This is a genomic window from Candidatus Sarcina troglodytae (assembly GCF_015708635.1).
GTDB lineage: Bacteria > Bacillota > Clostridia > Clostridiales > Clostridiaceae > Sarcina > Sarcina ventriculi.
On the sequence record NZ_CP051754.1, the window covers coordinates 1,175,924 to 1,193,953 of the forward strand.

Genomic DNA, 18,030 nt, shown 5'->3' on the forward strand with positions numbered 1-18,030 from the left:
TATTTAGTATTTATATTTAACACCAAAATCCTCCACATAAGAAAAGTAACCAAATTAATATCCAGCAATTATTCCCACAACCATATCCTCCGTTGTATCCAAATCCACAATTATTGCTACAACTGTTGTTGCAACCATAAAATCCGCAACTATTATTCCATCCTGAATTATTACATCCTGTTCTTCCACAGTTATTTCCGCAATTACATCCACAATTACACATAAAACTCACCTCACTTCTTAGGCATAATTTATTATATGTAACATAGATGATTTTTGTTAATAAATTAAAACCATTTATTTACTGATAAATTATATTATAATATAATTTATTATAAGAGGTGATTTTATGAAGGGTGATAATGAAAAAGGTAGAACAAGATTAGTTGCACCTAGAAATACCGTAAATACCAAACAATTATATACTTTTTATATATTAAAAGAACTTTCTAAAGGTAAAGAAATATTCGGAAATAAAGTTTTAGAGGAATTTAGAAATAAGTTTTCTACGTCCCCTCTTCCATTTCCAGTATCATCTAGTACAATATATGACACGTTTTACAATCTTGAAGAAAAAGGTTATGTAAAAAGTAAATGGATTGGAGATGATTTTGTAAATAAAAGAACAAAAAAGATATATTCAATTACAGATGAAGGAATGCAATATTATAAACTTCATGTAGCAAATTATATTGATGCGCTTGAAAAAAATAAAGCTGTTATTGATATGTTAATAAAAATGCTTAAATACTAATAATCCCCCCTATAATAGGGGGGATTATTAGTATTTAATTTTTATCTATGACTTGATGAAGTATTTGTTTTAACATATCTTGAATTTCTATTGCTTGATTTAGATTTTCTAGATATATTTGCTCTCTTAGATGTAGATTTACTTTTAGAACTCTTTGAAACAGTTTTGGTCATTTTTTTATTATTAGTGTTTTTATATCTTTTAACACCTTTTTTAGCTTTAATTATCATATAGCATATAAATATTACAAGACCTAATGTAAGTATTCCTTTTATTACAGCTATAGTATTCATTTTTTATTACTTCCCTTTCCAATCCAACTTTAGACTCTATGCATTATTATATATTTCTTTATTGTCTATTGCAAATAAAAACTGCTTGTCTTACTTTTACTCTATATAAACTTTCTCTACACTACTTTCGGATATTACAGGAGATAAATCTATTTTTAGTTTAGCATATTTATCTAAACCAGTCATATTTATAAGAGTTACGTTCATATTAGGTTTTCCTAATATCTCAACAGGTCTTCCACCATTAAATATTACATATCTTTTCTTTATGCTTCTATATAATATTTTAAACATATCATATATAGGGTTATTTTTAGTTTCTCTTGTTATTCCCATTCCATGTACATTTCCACAAGCTAAAACTCCAACTGTCATATCAGATTTAGCAGTAAATAATCCGCCATATCCTACTTGTTCTCCTTTTGCTACTTTGCATACATTAACTGGAACTGCGTAATAAGTAAATGTCTTTTTTATTCCTCTATTATATCCCGCATATCCATATATTATATTACCTCCTCTAGCTGCAGTTGTAAAATCTGCTGCCTTCCTAATATCATTATCTAGAATTCCACTTGATGCTAAACAATGAATAAACGGTATTTCTTCTTTGTATTTTTCAGCTACCTTTTTAAATCTTCCAACTTGTGATACTGTATATCTAACATCTTTACATTTATGTAAATGAGTGTATAATCCTTCAATTTCTATATTAGGATGATTTGATTTTAACTCCTGTATAACACTATCCAACCTATTTATTTTTATTCCCATTCTATTCATACCAGTATCTACATAAATGTGTACTCTTTTTTTGGTATTTTGAGGTAGCTCCTTTATAATTTCCTCATTATCTATACTAAATATAAGATTTTCTCTATCATCTTTAAAATCTTCTATTGTACAAAGAGGTGAAAGAAGTAATATATCAGTTTTTACATCTATCTGTCTACTTTCTTCTATATTTCCTACTGCTAAAATATCTACTTTATCTTCAAGATATTTAGAAATGGTGTTTATTCCAAGTCCATATGCATCACCTTTAATTACACCTATTAATTTTTTATCTCCAATTAGTTTTTTTATTATATTTATATTATGTTCTATAGCATTTAAATCTATTTCACACCAAAAATTACTCATTTTATAAACCTGCCTTCTTTTTATGTCTTAAATAATTATATTACATTAATAATATATAATAAATTTAATTCAAAAACTAGCATAATTTAAATTAAGTTATATTTATTAAGATTATTTATTAATAAATTAACCTTAATTAATTGAATTTAAAGTAAGTTATTGGTATGATTTATATATATAATTTTTAAATATATAAAATATTATTGGGGGCTAAAAATATGAATGAAATTATTGTAACAAAATTTGGTGGAAGCTCTTTAGCATCTGCTCAACAATTCAAAAAGGTTAAAGATATAATTCTTGCAAATCCAAATAGAAAATTTGTTGTTCCTTCAGCACCAGGGAAACGAAATAGCAAAGATTATAAAATAACAGATGTTTTATATCTTTGTTATGCTCATATAAAAAGTGGTGTTCCTTTTGATGATATCTTTAAACTTATTGAGGAAAGATATTTAAATATAATAGATGAATTACAAATAGATATTAATCTAAAACCATATTTAAAAACTATCAAAGAAAAAATAGAATCTGGCGCATCTGCAGACTATATTGCAAGCAGAGGAGAATATTTAAATGGGCTAATTCTTTCTAAATACATTGGATTTGATTTTGTTGATGCCGCTGACATTATAGTTTTTGATGAAGACAGAAGTTATAATAGAGCTAAGACTCGTGAGAAGATAAATAACTTATTATCTAACAAAGAAAATGTAGTTATTCCAGGATTTTATGGAGCAAATGAAGAAGGTGACATAATTACATTTTCACGTGGAGGTTCTGATATTACAGGTTCTATAATATCCTCAGGAATAAATGCTAATCTTTATGAAAACTGGACTGATGTTTCAGGTTTTCTAATGGCAGATCCTAGAATTGTTGAAACTCCTAAAACTATTGAAACAATTTCTTATAAAGAGCTTAGAGAACTTTCATATATGGGAGCATCTGTTCTTCATGAAGAGGCAATTTTCCCTGTAAGAGAAAAAAACATACCAATTAGAATAAAAAATACAAATAGACCTAATGACCCTGGAACTCTTATCGTAGATGAATTATCTAAAGATTCCAAAGCATTAAGTGTAACAGGAATAGCTGGTAGAAAAGATTTTACTGTTATATCAATTTATAAGGCTCTTATGAATTCAGAACTTGGTTTTTGTAGAAAAGTTCTATCTATCCTTGAAAATAAAGGTGTTTCATTCGAAAATATGCCAGCTGGTATAGATACTGTATGTCTTGTTATAGATAGTAGTAAACTTAATAATAAATTAAATGAAATAGTAGATGAAATTAAAATGCAATGTAATCCCGACTCAATAGAAGTAAATTCTAATATGTCAGTTATTGCAACTGTTGGTCGAGGCATGGCTAAAACCCCTGGAATAGCAGCTAAAATATTTAATGCTGTTTATGAGGCTAATATAAACATAAAAATGATAGACCAAGGTTCAAGTGAAATGAATATACTCATAGGTATAGATAATAGTGACTTTGAAAAAGCTACAAACGCAATATATAACGCCTTTGTAAAATAAAAAAATAAAAGCATTAGGGAAAATTCCTAATGCTTTTATTTTTATAAAGTATCTTTATTCTTCAAATATCTTTTTTCATATATCATATAAAGAATTATTGCGATTATTGAGAATATTACAGGACCTGCAAGTTGTATGAAAGTTGAACGATAATTATTACTTTCAATTGCTGGTTGTATTATTGTAAATACATTAGCAAATCCTACAACACATGTAACTATTATAGCCCATATAGTACCAACTTTCTTAGACTTATACATTTCAAATGGTTTTTCAATTGATGTATTCTTTTTAAAGAATATAAATGCTATCGCTAAGAACATGTATGGAATTGTCATTGATACATTTCCCATAAGGATTAAATCATTTAAGAAACTACTTCCATCTGAACCTGCAAATGCTGAAGAAGCTATTATTATTACAACTATAGCACATTGTACCCACATAGCTATAACAGGCATTCCATCTTTATTAAGCTTAGTTAATTTTTTAGGCCATATTTCTTTTGGAGTACCTTCAATAAGTTGTTTTATAGGTGAATAAATTAAAGTAAAGAAACCACCTGTTAAAGCAAGAAGCATTGAAAGTCCTATAAATCTTGCAAATAATGAACCTAAAAATACTGAAGAAGCTGTGCTCATTCCAAATACTGAACCAATTTGCACACCTAAATTATTTAATATAACATAAGCAACATTCGCCATGTTTACACCTGGATTTGTTAATACTGCATTCCAGTTTGTGAAAAATCCTACAAATAATATTGCTAAAGAATATCCAACTGCAATAACAATTGCAGCTATTTTAATAGCTTTAGGAAATACTACTGATGCATTTTCTGTTTGATCAACAAGTCCACCAACAGCTTCTAAACCTCCATAAGCAAAAATTGCAAATACTACGAATCCAAGCATACCAAGTGGTGATTGATATGAGGCATTAGGAGATGTTGTAAGTGCTGATAAAGTTAATTCTTGTGCTGGATGGAATCCATTTCCGAAAAGTACAATTATTCCACCAAGTAATAAAACTACATTAGCACACATAACAAATATACCACCAATTGATGCAATTTTTGATATGTTTTTCAAACCTCTAGATGATACTGCAGTTATTACTATTATTAATAGTATACCTAAAACTCCAAGTAATTTTGATCCAGTTAATCCAAATATTGTCCAACTTGAAGTGGTATCGCTACCAAACAATAAGTTTGAAAATGGAACCCATATTGATGATGATACGCTAACCATCCAAATTATATATGAAGTATACCACATAAATGTTCCTATAAATGCAAACTTAGGGCCAACCGATTTTGACATCCAAGAATAGATACCACCTTTTTCGTCTTTAAAAGCAGCTCCATACTCTGCCATCATAAAAGCATATGGTATAAAAAATAGTACCGCTGAAAATATATACCATGGTATAGCTCCGTATCCCATAAGATAAAAGGCTCTAGGTATATTAGTAAATCCAAATACTGATGTAAATATCATAAGGATTAATGATATTAGCCCCAATTTTTTAGTTTTTGTCAATGCTTTATTCCCCCTTTTATGTTAATTAATTGATAATTTAACTTCGTTAGTATATTTATCTGATGACTTTATATTATTATAGTTTTTGCCATTAGTCAACAAATTTCACATTACCTTTTTAGACATTTTTTTATTTTTTTTTAAGATTATTTTAATTCCACTTAATGTTTTAAAAAAATACATGAATTTTTAAAAAAAATTTAATTATATTGTTTACTTATTAACTTTATTTTTTTAAAAAATACTTTTAATATAAAATATGTATAATAATTTAAAACATAATTATATATGTTTTAAATTATATTTAACAATGTTTTTTTACAAAATATTTATTATTTAGAAGGAATATACATTTTTTGTAAGAATATATAATATGTTGGTTTATTTTATACGCTTTAGGAGGGCTCAATTTAAAATGAATACTGTAAAAAATGAAATGTTATCAGTAGAAGATGTTTCTACTGCTTTAAAAATATCTAAATCACAAGTATATAAAGTTTTAAAAAAAAATAGGAACATCATAAAACCTATGATAAAAATTGATGGAAAAACCTTTATTTCTAATGAAGGAATTAAATATATTGAAGAAGTTTTTAATAAAACAATAACTACTTTAAGTGTAACTACCGATGAAATGGGGATTTCTTTAGAAGAAGTTGCAGTTACATCTAGTAGCACGAAATCATATGAAAATAAAAGTTTAGAAGATGTTAATTTAGAAAATTTTATTCAAGATTCTACTAAAAAAGTTACGACAATATCATCTAATAATCAAGAAAAAAAGGAAGTAAAAAATACGAAAAAGAAAAATATAAAAAATGATGATAAAACAAACATTTATGTGGCACCTATTGATTTTAAGGGTAAAACTATTTTTGAAACCGAGGAAAAAGAAGAAAAAAAATTAACTAAAGAACAACAATTAAAATTAGAGGAGGAAAAACTTTTAGAAAAACATTGCAGAGAAGTTGATAATAAGCTTATTAATTTAAAAGAAAGATTAATTGAAAAACAAGAACTTAATAAAAAAAGTTTTTTTAAAAAAGTTATTAATAATATATTTAAAAAATAATTAGTTTAAATTTAAGAATATTATCTAAAGGAACAACTTAAACATATTATATAACTCTGTTTAAGTTAAGGAGGATTCCTTTGGATAATTTTTTTTCAAATGATTCTACTACATCTTATACAAATATCTTTATATATTTAGATTCTATACTCATAAATGGCTTGTCTTCTGTATTTTTAAATGGATATATTCAAAAAAGAACAATAACTAAAACTATAGATAATTATATTTCAGGAAGGATAGATGATGGATTAAAAACCCATGATCATAATGAGTATAGTAAGAGTAAACAAGTAAACAAACAATCGATAACCCCTAAAAGTAACAATTCTCATATAAAAAGCAAAAATAATATAAATTATTGCTGTGATGAAGATTTTCGAAATGAAAGTTTAGAAGGTCGTAGAAATGTAAGATTTCAAGAGAGTAATGAAACCATATATACGTATTTCTCTCTTCACAGAGAATTGTACGAATATATGAATTATTATAATATTATAAAAAACAATATTACTAAAGATAACATAATGAACATATCATTTAATTCTGGTGATTATATTGAGATTAAAGGTGAAATAACATGTGTATCATTAGTTTGTTATTTAGACTATTTAATAACTATTATAGATTCTTTTAATACTTCAGAAAATGTAAATCTATTAGATAATTTAATAGCTAATAATAATCCAGGAATTTGGACATTCAATGCACTCTTAAAAGTTTTAATTCACTTTAAAGCAACTTTAGAAAAACAACATACTGGTGATATTGTGGTGAATTGTGGTGATAAAGTTGTCATTTTAACTGTTATTGATGATAATTTTTTAGAAAGTAAGGCTCACATATTTGACAAGTCTAATTGTTGTCTTACTATATTTGGAAAAGTTCTTAAGCATTGTTCGAAAAATGAAAATTTAAGTTTACTTAGAAAAACTGGACATCATGATTATTATGAAGGTTTTTTGAATAATCTCGAGCCATATTTAAATATATTGAGAAATAATGGTATATCAATTCCTAATCCACCTAAAATTAATTATGATGAGAACACTTTATTTGTAATACCTATTAGTATATATATTTAAAAAAGGAGCTAAAAGTTTTAGCCCCTTTTTTATTTAAATATTTTTTAGTAGTAAAACTTTTTTAAATTTTCTAGGAACCATGTCCATAATGGTTTCATCTATCCCTTTTATGCTTAGCATCATATTTATATAAACTAATACCCCAGTATAAATTGTTATTAGAAGACTAAATACATTAGCTATATAACTAGGAACAACTACTACAAATAATGCATATAAAGCTTTATTTAAAATAAATATTATAATCCCCATAACAATTCCACTTAAAGCTGGTTTTTGCCAACTATCTTTAAGCACTCCAAAAACACCTATATGTTTTTCTATTACCTTTATATTAAGGATCATAGTTATTATATTAGATATTAGAAGTCCTATTATAACACCAAATATATTTATACTTGCGATTGGTATTAGTATAAAGTTACAAATAATTTTTATCACTACTCCAATAAATGATATAATAGCTCCTTCTTTAACTTTTCCTAAACTATTTAACATTGTGTAACTTAATTGATAAATAGATGAAAAAATAAATACATATGCACCAAACTTCATAATTGAGGCTCCACCTAAATTACTAGCTCCAAATATCATTGTAAATACTGATTTACTAAGTACAGATAATCCGATAGCTGAAGGAATGCCTATTAAAAATCCTGTTTTTATAAGCTTTTCAATAGATACTTTAAGTTTTGTTTTATCATTTAATACATTTGCTCCAGATATAATAGGAAGTACTGAAACTGCTAAAGAACTTATAAGTATCATAGGAACATTAATTATTTGTGTATAGTTACCATAATCTCCATATTTAACTCCTCTTACATATTCATCAAAACCAGCTTTCGCTAGTCCATTATTTATATTGGCTACATCTATTAAATTGCTTCCTGCATAAATAAATACAGCTGATAATAAAAGAGGAATAGAATATCTAATTATATAATTTAATATATAACGATTTGTATGCATTCTTTGTTTAGAAATTCTCTTAATGGTTTTATCTTTTTTGTATTTATATAATAAATATACAAGAGACCCCCCTGCTCCAACAGCGGTACCTACAGCTCCTCCAGCAACTCCTAGAGCCACGCCATATCTTTTAAGTATAAAAGAAAACAATATACTAAAAACTATATTTAAAATTTGTTCTATAAATTGAGATATTCCAATTGGAGTTAAATTGTGTCTTCCTTGAAAATATCCTCTATAAGCACTTCCAATAGCTGTAAGTAGTATACTTGGACAAAGTGTTAAAATTGCAAAATATGCATCTGAATAACCTATAAAATTTGTTATTGGTTTTGTAAATGCAAATAATATAAGCATCATAATAGTTCCCATTGATAAGAGAACTAATAACCCTAACTTAAAACTCGCCATGGCATCTTTTTCATGCCCTGTTTCATTATATTGAGAAATAAGTTTAGGTATAGCAGTAGATACTCCTGAGATTGTAACCATATATACAAAAGTATAGACGTTATAAGATGCATAATAAACACCATATCCAAATTTTCCTATACTCATGATTAAAAGTGGTATATATACAAGGGATAAAATTTTTGAGCAAATATTAGTAAATGCTAATATTATTAATCCCTTTGAACTATTTTTTTCACTCAAAACATTTCTCCTTTCTGTTATGTTTGTGTGAGATTATTAATTATTGCTTATTATACCTCTTTTTATATAATATTTACAATAATATTTATAATAATAAAAAATATTAAATTTTTGTTAATTTTTTAAACAATTTTATTTTTATTATGACTATATAGCTTTATTGACATAATAAAAATAAAAGTTTATTATGACTTATGTACTTATTTGTCTTATTAAAAATTAATTTATAAAAAATAATACATAGGAGGAAAAGATGAAAAAAAAATTATCTAATAATCAGCTCAAATTTATTATAATTTTAGGATTAGCACTAGGAATAAGAAATCTTGGTATGAGTTTAGTTGCTCCATTTATTTCTAATTACACTTTAGAACTTAAATATGGTACATTAGCTTTAAGTGGTATAGCTTTAGGAGGATTCAGTTTAACACAATCATTTTTCCAAGTACCTTTTGGAAGATTTTGTGATAGATTTGGTAACAAGCGCATTGTATTATTCGGATTAGCTCTTCTTATATGTGGTTTAGGATTATCAACATTTTCCCAAAATGCTTACATATACATTTTGTCTAGATTTTTACAAGGTACAGGTGCTATAACTGCCGGAGTCTTTGCATGGATTGCTAAAGAAATTGAAGATGAAAAAAGAGCGGATGCTATGGGGCTTTGTTCTCTTATAATATCCTTTTTTATAGTAGCTGCTTTAGGAGGAGGCCCTCTTCTTATTCTAATATGGAATGTTCAAGAACTTTATGCTATTGCAACTATTTTAGTTATTGTAGTATTTTTTCTTATTTTATTTTTTCTTAAAGACGATAGGAATAAAAATGAACTAAAATTATCCAAAGAAGAACAGGCAATAAAATCTAAAGAAACTTCTAAATATACAATTTCGTTATTAAAAAATTGGAAATTTATTGGTTTTTGTTTTGTTGGATTTATAGCTCTTTTTGTATATATGTCTACATTTATAATAATCCCTGAATATGCTACGCATTTAGTTGGAGAAGTAAACCTTTGGATGGTTTATACACCAGCTATGTTAATTGGTATAGCTTCAATGAAAATATCAGTTGTATTTGTTAAAAGATCATATTCTAAGCAAGTAGCTATAATTGCTAGTTTATTTTTTGTTTTTTCAGGAATTATTTTAATATTTGCATCAAATTCATTAGTATTTTTAATAATAGGTAGTGCATTAGCTTTTGCAGCTTATTTCATATTAACTAATTTAATTCCTACTGCGACAAATCATATAGTAAAACCTGAATATAGAGGGTCTTTAAATGGTATTGTTAATGCTTTTACATATATCGGAGGTTTTTTTGGAAGTGCGATAACTGGTTTCCTTTGGGGAATAGATACAAAGTATGCAATCGTCGTTATAATTTCCCTTGCTATTTTAGTTACAATAATTGCATTTATAGCATTTCCTAAGTTGATTATGAAAAATAGAAATAGTGCAGATTCAGAAAATGAAATAGAAATTGCAGTTTATAAGGAGTGATGATTTTGAGTTTATATGATTTATCTTTTTCATTTTTAAAAAGCGATTTTACAATATGTAATTCGATAAAAATAGATAAAATTCAAAAAGAATTTCTAAATCTTTTAATTTTATCTGTAAATAAAGATGATAGCAAAACTTCATATAAGTTTAAATTAGATAAGCTAGCTAATTATTTAGGATTAAGTAAAGAAAAGTGTTGTAAAGTAGTTAAAAGTTTACTTCAAATATATATAGAGATGAAAAGTATTTCCGATAAATCTTATCTTTGTTTTAATATATTATCATCTGTATTTTTTAACATAGATGATAATTACATAGAAGTTGCTTTTTATGAAAATATAAAACCTTTTTATCTAAAATTAAGAAAGCTTTTTGAACTTGGAAATGCAACAGAACTTTTAAATCTAAATAGTAAAAATTCAATAAAGATGTATGAAATTTTAAAACCAGCAAAAACCAATAAAATTTATAACATTAAGATTGAAAGGCTTAAAGAACTTCTACATTTAAATAACGAATATAAATTATACGCTGATTTTAAAAGAAAGGTTTTATTATATACTCAACAAATGCTAAAACAAAAAACAGATATATATTTTGAATTTGAAGAAATAAAAATTGGAAAAAAGGTAGATTCATTAAATATAATTATATTTGAGAATATATATAACGTAAAAGATGCAAATAATAATAAAATTTGTGTCGATTCTATTAAATTGGCATTAAAAAATATAATTATTTCTTAAAAAAGCACCTACATTAAAATCTTATTAAGTAATTATTTTATTATTTAATAAGATTTTAATATTTTTAATAAATTTACACTTACATATTTAATTAAAAATATTATGAAATTAAATTTAAAAAGCATAACATAAAAATTACAATTAATTACATTTAAAAAGAAAGTTGAAAGATAATGTAAAAAATAATAATTTTAAATATTTTGTTATATTATGGATTTTTATAAGTATGTATGGTATAATATAGTCAGAGGTGAGAATTTATGGTAGGTTATACACAAGTAGAAAAAACTATTAATTTTCAAATGAGGGGATTAAACTATAGGGTAGATTTAAAAAGATTGGAAAATAATAATTCAATAGAAAGGTTTGAAAATTTCTTAAAAGAAAAACAACATTGTATAGAAATAGATAGTATACAAATCATTGATAAACCTTTAAATACTAAGTTGGATTATCATGCAAATTTAATAGAAAAGGTTTTAAATAAAAACAAAGAAAAGTTATTACAAAATTGTTATAATGGATTTTGCAAATTCTTTGGAACTGAAATAAAATCAAATTCTTATTTTATAAATAAATGTAATTTAAGTATGGGAAATTTAATATATTTTCATTATTTTATGACTTTATTACTTGGTGAAGTTTATGATTCTGAAAGTTTATTTTTAAAATATAAAAAAGATTATAACTTTATAAAACATGAACAGATAATGGCATTAACATTAGAATTAATGGAAAAAGAAACTTTATTTTTATCATCTTTTATTAAAAAATCATATTTTAAACAATTAAGAGATAATGGCTTTGCATATCTTAATCTTCCTCTTAATGTTACAAATGAAATTATAGAAACTATAATTATGTTTTTAATAAACGATTGCAATGATGATAGTGATTATACTTCATTTAACTATATGTATAATTATCACATACAAAAATATAATAATAATATTTGTTCTATAAACATAAACGAAAACAAAATTTATTCAAAGCATTTTGCCTAAAGATAAAATGACTATCTATAAATATTATTTATAGATAGTCATTTTATTTATTTATTTAAAAGTTTGGCCAATCTTACTATATCTGAATTGTCATAAGATTTTCCCACTTTTTTTTGTTGATTACTGATGTTTTTTGCTGATTTTTCTTTCTCATGTATCCCTTTCAATATTTTAGCTATTTCTTCATTGGTGTGTTTATCATCTAATAAATATGTCTTAAATACTGTTTCATTATGAATAAACTTTGCAATGTTATTATCATCAATAACTACTTTGAAATCACCTTTAGCTAATAGCATACATTTTATACAAGTATGATTATTTAATTCATTTATCAATTTCTCTATAGGCTTAGGATAAAAATTTACTAAACTAACCTTTTTTAAATAGTTTTTAAGCATTTGATTATTATAATAAGATGCATACTTATCAAGCATAAAACCATCTTTAAAAGAAAAATTTAATTTTTCTTTATTACCATTTAGATTTTTTCTAATTATAATGGAAACATAGTTGTCATTTATACTACTACCATAAATAGATTCAATGTTTATACAGTTTCTAAGTATATATTCTATATCTTCTAGTTTTGCATTATATGAAATATATGCTGCTATTCTTTGAGCATGCTTATCATCTAAATGTGCTATCATCTCATATATCATGCATCTGTTTAAAAATTCATCTTTACTATTAATCATTATTTCCATCAATATCCACTCCTTTTGTATAAAATGTCCATATTTATATATTAACACTTTTTTAACAAATAAACTACATATGCACATTATTATACTTAGGAATTTTTTTTAATTAGCCTTTTTTATATCTTTTATATAATCATCTTTATAACTTTCTTGAGAATCAATAATTTCTTCAGATATATAAATATCTTTTTCACTATTATTATGTACTAATTCGCTCCACCATTTTTTAGTTGGATATTCAGCATTATCATTTAAGATAACCCTTTCTCCTATGAAAGGTGTAGATATTTGTATATTTTTCTTCTCTCCCTCTTTTATAACTCTGTTTATAGAATCATCCCAATCGTGAAAAGCTAATGCAAATGTCGCCCAATGGATAGGTATCATAACCTTACCTTTTAAATCTATATGAGCTTGTACACTTTGTTCTGGGAACATATGAATATTAGGCCATCTGATATCATATTGACCACACTCCATAAGAGTTAAATCAAAAGGTCCATATTTTTCTCCTATTTCTTTAAAGTGTTTTTCATAATCTCCATCACCACTAAAAAATATTTTTTTCTTCTTATTATATATTACCCAAGAACAACTTAAAGATGTATGATTTGCAAAACTTCTTCCTGAAAAATGTTTTGTTGGTGTACATACTAAATTAATTCCTTCAAAGTTAACTTCGTTCCACCAATCAATTTCTGTAATTTTATTTTTGGGAATGTTCCATCTTTCAAGATGCCCTGCAACACCCAATGGCACAAAAAAATGATTTACTTTATCTTTTATTCTTTTTATTGTCCAATAATCTAAATGATCATAATGGTCATGAGAGAAAATCACAGCATCTATTGATGGAATTTTTTCTACATCTATGGGTGCTTGATTGAAACGTCTTGTTCCAAAATAAGGTACTGGAGATGGTATTTTCCCAAACATTGGATCTAAAAGCAATCTTTTACCACTTATTTCTAATAATAGAGATGAATGTCCAAACCAGGTTACAGATGTTACATTTGAATCTAAATCCTTGAATTCATATTTTTTAAATGGTAAATCCCCTTCTGGTCTCAATCTAGGATTTCTGAAAATTTTATTTTTAATAAACCATAAAGCATTAGATAAAGCTTTATACGGTTTTTTCGGTTTTTTTTCAATATCTGTAATTGAGTAAAAAAATTGATTATCTTTATAATGATCACTTTCTTTAAATGCCGTAGTTCCTTTTTTAGGAGCCTTGGCTCCGAAACTTGGAAAATATTTCATGAAGAAAAAAGCTCCAATTGATAATCCTATTATTATTCCAATTAAAATCTTTAATAATAAAAACAACATATTACATAATTTTCCTCCTGAACTATATAAATTTACTAACATTAAAATATTATCATATTTCCCCTTCTACATTCCAGTATAATTTTCTATCTTCATATAGTATAACCTTTTCATTTCAAAAATAATCATACTTAAAAACTTTTTATAAAATAATATATACAAATCATAGGACATATTTCATTAAAATCAAATTTTATGTCCTATGATATAATTTTATATTTATATTACAAATTCATTATTTACTGAATTTTTTATTATGTTAAAATTATTTTTTATTCGTTCATCATTTGGTGATATTTTAAGTGCTTCTAGTGCATATTTTAATGATTTATTATAATCTCCTGTGTAATAATATGCAAGAGAGGCTAAATCATAAGGTGTTTCATTCCAAGCAAATTGCTCATTGTGATGATTTGTTGTATTTTCTTTTATTTCTAAAGCTAATTTAATCATTATTAAAATCAAATTCCAATCTTTTTCCAAATAAGCCAATCTAGCCATCTCAACATAAGGTTCTCGCATATTAGGCGCTTCTGACATTGCTTTTAAAAGATATAATTTAGCGGTATCTAACTCCCCTTTTTCTTTATAGCAACAAGCTATATATCTTAACGCAAAGCTCCTCTCCTCTTTCCATGTAGCATCTTTTAAAGATAAATATTTTTCTAATGTTTCAATAGCTTTATCCCATTTACCCATAAAGTAATACTCTCTGCCTAAATAATTAATATTTCGAGCATTATTAGGATTTTCATTTACGGCAAGTTCCAAAAGAGATAAGTTAAAGCTTCTAGATTTATTGGTATCTGGATAGTGTTTGAAAATTAAATCTTTTGCCAAACACCACTTTTCTCTCCCCTCTCCTAGATATTCTAAAACCTCATGTGTTGGATAAATCCATCTATAATTGTGTCTACTATGAATTCTTTCATGATAATACCAAACCCCTGGCGAACCATCAGGATTAAACTTCCATATATAAAGGTAATTAGCTCTATTCGTATCCTTTTCCCACACACTCTCTAATGCTTCTCTCCACCCATCTTCTAAGACCTCATCTAGGTCAATACAAACGCAAATATCGATATCTTCAGGTATTTTTTCTAAACACGCATTTCTAGCAACATCAAACCTCCAAGGTTTTACTGGTATTTCATATACTTTAGCTCCACAATCTCTTAAAATGGCAACAGTATTATCAGTGGAGCCTGTATCACCAAAAACAACTAAATCAGCATCTTTTAAGCTATCCATACATCTTTTTGCGAATTTTTCTTCATTTTTACAAACACCATATACACATATTTTATACTTTCCCATATACAATCCTTTAACATAAAAATATTTATATTTATATGTATTTTATTATTAGATTTTATATGATTTAAAATTATTAACATCTATAAATACTTTTTAAAAGAGAAATTTCTTTAGCATATCCATCTAATTCATTAGGAGTTTCCAAGAAAAAAGGTAAATTTTTAAGCTTTTCATGATTTATAATATTACCTATAGCGTCTAAACCTATATTACCTAGACCAATTTTTTCATGTCTATCTTTATGGCTTCCTAAGATATTTTTACTATCATTTAAATGAATAGCACATAATTTATCTAATCCTATCACATCATCAAATTCAGCTAAGACATTATCTAAATTATTTACGATATCATAACCGCCATCAAAAATATGACAAGTATCAAGGCATACACCTATATGCTCATTTAAGTTAACTCCATCGATTATAGCCTTTATTTCATTAAAATTTCGTCCAATTTCAGTACCTTTTCCAGACATTGTTTCTAATAAAATTTTTGTTGTTTGGTCTTTTTTAATAACTTTGTTTAATAATTCAATAATGTAATTAATACCGATATCTACTCCTTGTTTTACGTGACTTCCAGGGTGGAAATTGTATAGGTTATTAGGTAAGTATTCCATCCTCTTCAAATCATCTTCCATAATTTTATAAGCAAATTCCCTAATGCTTTCATCTTTAGAGCAAGGATTTAAGGTATATGGGGCATGAGCTAAAATTTTCCCAAAATTATATTCCTTCATCAATTTTAAAAGTTCTTCTATATCTTTTTTATCTATATCTTTTGCTTTACCCCCTCTTGGATTTCTTGTGAAAAATTGAAATGTATTCGCTCCAATACTAAGAGCAGTATCTCCCATTGATTTAAAGCCTTTAGATGTAGATAAATGACATCCTATATTTAACATATATTATCCTCCAAAATATTTTATCAAATACAATGCTAATATGTTGTATAAAATAAATCAATGGCTTTTTAGAGGTATTATTAATTTTTATTATGTTTTAAATATATAATATTAATAAATTGTTAAATTTATATAAATAATAAATTTAATAGAAAAATATGATAAAATTAGAATATTATATTTATATTATTAGGGGGAAAGTTATGAAGCATAAAAATATAAAAAAATCAATAGCAACTGGACTTTTTGGAGTTTGTCTAGCTGGGGTATTAAATATTCCTGTTTTTGCTTCAACAGATATTGCGGTAAGTTTAGGAAATGATTTAACTTCATCTCAAAAAGAAGATATGTTAAATGAATTTGGTGTTTCAAAAAACGACAATAACGTAACAATTATAAATATTACTGTAGATGATATAAGAGAACAATTGGGACTTGGACCTGCTACATCCAAAAGTTCAAAAAATAATTCTTATTCTAGCTCTTATGTTAAAGTAGAGAAATCTGGATATGGAATTAAAGTTTCAACTAATAATCTTACAGAGGTTACTGGCTCTATGTTACAAAATGCACTTTTAACATCTGGAATAACGGATGCTAATGTTAAAGCTTCATCTCCATTTCCAGTAACAGGGACTGCAGCACTTGCTGGTATTTTGAAAGGTTTTGAAGATGCAACAGGTGAAGAATTATCTCTTAATCATAAAGAAGTTGCCAAAGAAGAGATTAGTGTAACAAATACTCTAAGTAATGCAACGACAGAAACTGGACAAACTTTAGGAAAAGATGAAGCTGCTTTTATTATAAATGAAATAAAAACACAAGTAATAAAAGACTCTCCCAAAACTGATATTGCTATAGATAGAATAGTCACAAATATAGTTAATAATTACAACATAAACTTAACAAGTCAAGAAAAAGGTCAAATAGTAACACTAATGTCTAGTATTAATGATTTAAACTTTAATTATGGTGAAATGAAGAGTTATTTAAAACAAATGACAACCAATATACAAGAATCATTAAATAAGGCAGGCAAAGAACTAAATGAAAGTGGTTTTATAAATAAAACTTGGAATAAAATAAAAAGTTTAGCTACTGTTTCTTGGGATAGTTTTTGCTCTATAACAAATAAGGTAAAAGCATTAATAGTTGGTGCAGATAATGTGGTTGTTGAAAAAGATGGTGTTAAATATGATGTAAATGGAAATATTCTTGGTTTAGCTGATGAGTCATCATCTAATGAAAATTCAACAACAAATACAATTGATAAAAAAGAATCAGAAAACACTGATGAAGTAATAACAGATGATACTAATAATTTATCAAAAGATGAAAATAGTGACACTAATACAAATAATACTTTTAATTAATGTATTATTAATTTTATATATTTGGTAATAATATTTCTTATTGCCAAGTTTTTTTTTATTATTTATAATTACAGTA

At 25.7% G+C, this 18,030-nt stretch carries 17 protein-coding genes; 8 read left to right on the forward strand and 9 right to left on the reverse strand.

Annotated features, from left to right (window positions below):
* Window positions 1–54: 54 nt before the first annotated feature.
* On the reverse strand, window positions 55–213 hold the full coding sequence (locus HH195_RS05255; RefSeq protein WP_196371834.1) for a hypothetical protein: 159 nt from the start codon (window positions 211–213) through the stop codon (window positions 55–57).
* Between the two features lie 136 nt (window positions 214–349).
* Between HH195_RS05255 and HH195_RS05260 the strand changes: the two genes are divergently transcribed.
* On the forward strand, window positions 350–754 hold the full coding sequence (locus tag HH195_RS05260; protein ID WP_196371835.1) for a PadR family transcriptional regulator: 405 nt from the start codon (window positions 350–352) through the stop codon (window positions 752–754).
* 41 nt (window positions 755–795) lie between these two features.
* On the opposite strand, the gene HH195_RS05265 is transcribed toward HH195_RS05260, so the two are convergent.
* Both HH195_RS05265 and HH195_RS05270 read right to left on the reverse strand, forming a co-directional pair.
* Window positions 796–1,047 carry a hypothetical protein gene (locus HH195_RS05265; protein WP_196371836.1) on the reverse strand — a complete coding sequence of 84 codons (252 nt, stop codon included), beginning with the start codon at window positions 1,045–1,047 and terminating at the stop codon, window positions 796–798.
* Between the two features lie 96 nt (window positions 1,048–1,143).
* Window positions 1,144–2,190 carry an alanine racemase gene (locus HH195_RS05270; protein WP_058991786.1) on the reverse strand — a complete coding sequence of 349 codons (1,047 nt, stop codon included), beginning with the start codon at window positions 2,188–2,190 and terminating at the stop codon, window positions 1,144–1,146.
* Window positions 2,191–2,408: 218 nt separating this feature from the next.
* Here HH195_RS05270 and HH195_RS05275 point away from each other — a divergent pair, with 218 nt between their 5' ends.
* Window positions 2,409–3,728: an aspartate kinase gene (locus tag HH195_RS05275; protein ID WP_196371837.1), complete on the forward strand. Its 1,320-nt coding sequence runs from the start codon at window positions 2,409–2,411 to the stop codon at window positions 3,726–3,728.
* A gap of 41 nt (window positions 3,729–3,769) precedes the next feature.
* On the opposite strand, the gene yjeM is transcribed toward HH195_RS05275, so the two are convergent.
* Window positions 3,770–5,272: a glutamate/gamma-aminobutyrate family transporter YjeM gene (gene yjeM / locus HH195_RS05280; RefSeq protein WP_256437749.1), complete on the reverse strand. Its 1,503-nt coding sequence runs from the start codon at window positions 5,270–5,272 to the stop codon at window positions 3,770–3,772.
* A 415-nt stretch (window positions 5,273–5,687) separates the two neighbouring features.
* Here yjeM and HH195_RS05285 point away from each other — a divergent pair, with 415 nt between their 5' ends.
* Entirely contained in the window at window positions 5,688–6,344 is a 657-nt protein-coding gene (locus HH195_RS05285) for a hypothetical protein (protein WP_196371838.1), read from the forward strand.
* A gap of 80 nt (window positions 6,345–6,424) precedes the next feature.
* On the forward strand, window positions 6,425–7,429 hold the full coding sequence (locus HH195_RS05290) for a hypothetical protein (RefSeq protein WP_196371839.1): 1,005 nt from the start codon (window positions 6,425–6,427) through the stop codon (window positions 7,427–7,429).
* Window positions 7,430–7,462: 33 nt separating this feature from the next.
* On the opposite strand, the gene HH195_RS05295 is transcribed toward HH195_RS05290, so the two are convergent.
* On the reverse strand, window positions 7,463–9,055 hold the full coding sequence (locus HH195_RS05295) for a putative polysaccharide biosynthesis protein (protein WP_055257401.1): 1,593 nt from the start codon (window positions 9,053–9,055) through the stop codon (window positions 7,463–7,465).
* Window positions 9,056–9,308: 253 nt separating this feature from the next.
* Between HH195_RS05295 and HH195_RS05300 the strand changes: the two genes are divergently transcribed.
* The 3 genes from HH195_RS05300 to HH195_RS05310 all read left to right on the forward strand — a co-directional run bounded on the left by HH195_RS05300 (window position 9,309) and on the right by HH195_RS05310 (window position 12,315).
* The gene (locus HH195_RS05300; protein ID WP_196371840.1) at window positions 9,309–10,562 is read left to right on the forward strand and encodes an MFS transporter; all 1,254 of its coding nucleotides are present in this window, start codon (window positions 9,309–9,311) and stop codon (window positions 10,560–10,562) included.
* A 5-nt stretch (window positions 10,563–10,567) separates the two neighbouring features.
* The gene (locus HH195_RS05305; protein WP_058992549.1) at window positions 10,568–11,311 is read left to right on the forward strand and encodes a replication initiation protein; all 744 of its coding nucleotides are present in this window, start codon (window positions 10,568–10,570) and stop codon (window positions 11,309–11,311) included.
* A gap of 260 nt (window positions 11,312–11,571) precedes the next feature.
* On the forward strand, window positions 11,572–12,315 hold the full coding sequence (locus HH195_RS05310) for a hypothetical protein (protein ID WP_196371841.1): 744 nt from the start codon (window positions 11,572–11,574) through the stop codon (window positions 12,313–12,315).
* Window positions 12,316–12,362: 47 nt separating this feature from the next.
* Here the strand turns inward: HH195_RS05310 and HH195_RS05315 are convergent, their stop codons facing one another.
* The 4 genes from HH195_RS05315 to HH195_RS05330 all read right to left on the reverse strand — a co-directional run bounded on the left by HH195_RS05315 (window position 12,363) and on the right by HH195_RS05330 (window position 16,581).
* A complete protein-coding gene (locus HH195_RS05315; RefSeq protein WP_196371842.1) occupies window positions 12,363–13,025 on the reverse strand; it encodes a hypothetical protein in 663 nt (220 codons plus the stop codon).
* 99 nt (window positions 13,026–13,124) lie between these two features.
* Window positions 13,125–14,354 (reverse strand): MBL fold metallo-hydrolase, encoded by a 1,230-nt coding sequence (locus tag HH195_RS05320; RefSeq protein WP_082663311.1) that lies wholly within the window; start codon window positions 14,352–14,354, stop codon window positions 13,125–13,127.
* A gap of 219 nt (window positions 14,355–14,573) precedes the next feature.
* On the reverse strand, window positions 14,574–15,674 hold the full coding sequence (locus HH195_RS05325) for a tetratricopeptide repeat-containing glycosyltransferase (protein WP_112365320.1): 1,101 nt from the start codon (window positions 15,672–15,674) through the stop codon (window positions 14,574–14,576).
* Between the two features lie 73 nt (window positions 15,675–15,747).
* Window positions 15,748–16,581, reverse strand: a complete 834-nt coding sequence (locus HH195_RS05330) for a deoxyribonuclease IV (RefSeq protein ID WP_196371843.1) — start codon at window positions 16,579–16,581, stop codon at window positions 15,748–15,750.
* A gap of 203 nt (window positions 16,582–16,784) precedes the next feature.
* Here HH195_RS05330 and HH195_RS05335 point away from each other — a divergent pair, with 203 nt between their 5' ends.
* Window positions 16,785–17,954 carry a DUF1002 domain-containing protein gene (locus HH195_RS05335; protein ID WP_196371844.1) on the forward strand — a complete coding sequence of 390 codons (1,170 nt, stop codon included), beginning with the start codon at window positions 16,785–16,787 and terminating at the stop codon, window positions 17,952–17,954.
* Window positions 17,955–18,030: the final 76 nt, after the last annotated feature.

Excerpts from the sequence above, each read along its gene's own strand:
- HH195_RS05265 (WP_196371836.1), bottom strand. The coding sequence starts at position 1,047 with ATGAATACTATAGCTGTAATAAAAGGAATACTTACATTAGGTCTTGTA.
- HH195_RS05260 (WP_196371835.1), top strand. The coding sequence starts at position 350 with ATGAAGGGTGATAATGAAAAAGGTAGAACAAGATTAGTTGCACCTAGA.
- HH195_RS05270 (WP_058991786.1), bottom strand. The coding sequence starts at position 2,190 with ATGAGTAATTTTTGGTGTGAAATAGATTTAAATGCTATAGAACATAAT.
- HH195_RS05310 (WP_196371841.1), top strand. The coding sequence starts at position 11,572 with ATGGTAGGTTATACACAAGTAGAAAAAACTATTAATTTTCAAATGAGG.
- HH195_RS05330 (WP_196371843.1), bottom strand. The coding sequence starts at position 16,581 with ATGTTAAATATAGGATGTCATTTATCTACATCTAAAGGCTTTAAATCA.
- HH195_RS05315 (WP_196371842.1), bottom strand. The coding sequence starts at position 13,025 with ATGGAAATAATGATTAATAGTAAAGATGAATTTTTAAACAGATGCATG.
- HH195_RS05300 (WP_196371840.1), top strand. The coding sequence starts at position 9,309 with ATGAAAAAAAAATTATCTAATAATCAGCTCAAATTTATTATAATTTTA.
- HH195_RS05320 (WP_082663311.1), bottom strand. The coding sequence starts at position 14,354 with ATGTTGTTTTTATTATTAAAGATTTTAATTGGAATAATAATAGGATTA.
- HH195_RS05275 (WP_196371837.1), top strand. The coding sequence starts at position 2,409 with ATGAATGAAATTATTGTAACAAAATTTGGTGGAAGCTCTTTAGCATCT.
- HH195_RS05285 (WP_196371838.1), top strand. The coding sequence starts at position 5,688 with ATGAATACTGTAAAAAATGAAATGTTATCAGTAGAAGATGTTTCTACT.
- HH195_RS05335 (WP_196371844.1), top strand. The coding sequence starts at position 16,785 with ATGAAGCATAAAAATATAAAAAAATCAATAGCAACTGGACTTTTTGGA.
- HH195_RS05325 (WP_112365320.1), bottom strand. The coding sequence starts at position 15,674 with ATGGGAAAGTATAAAATATGTGTATATGGTGTTTGTAAAAATGAAGAA.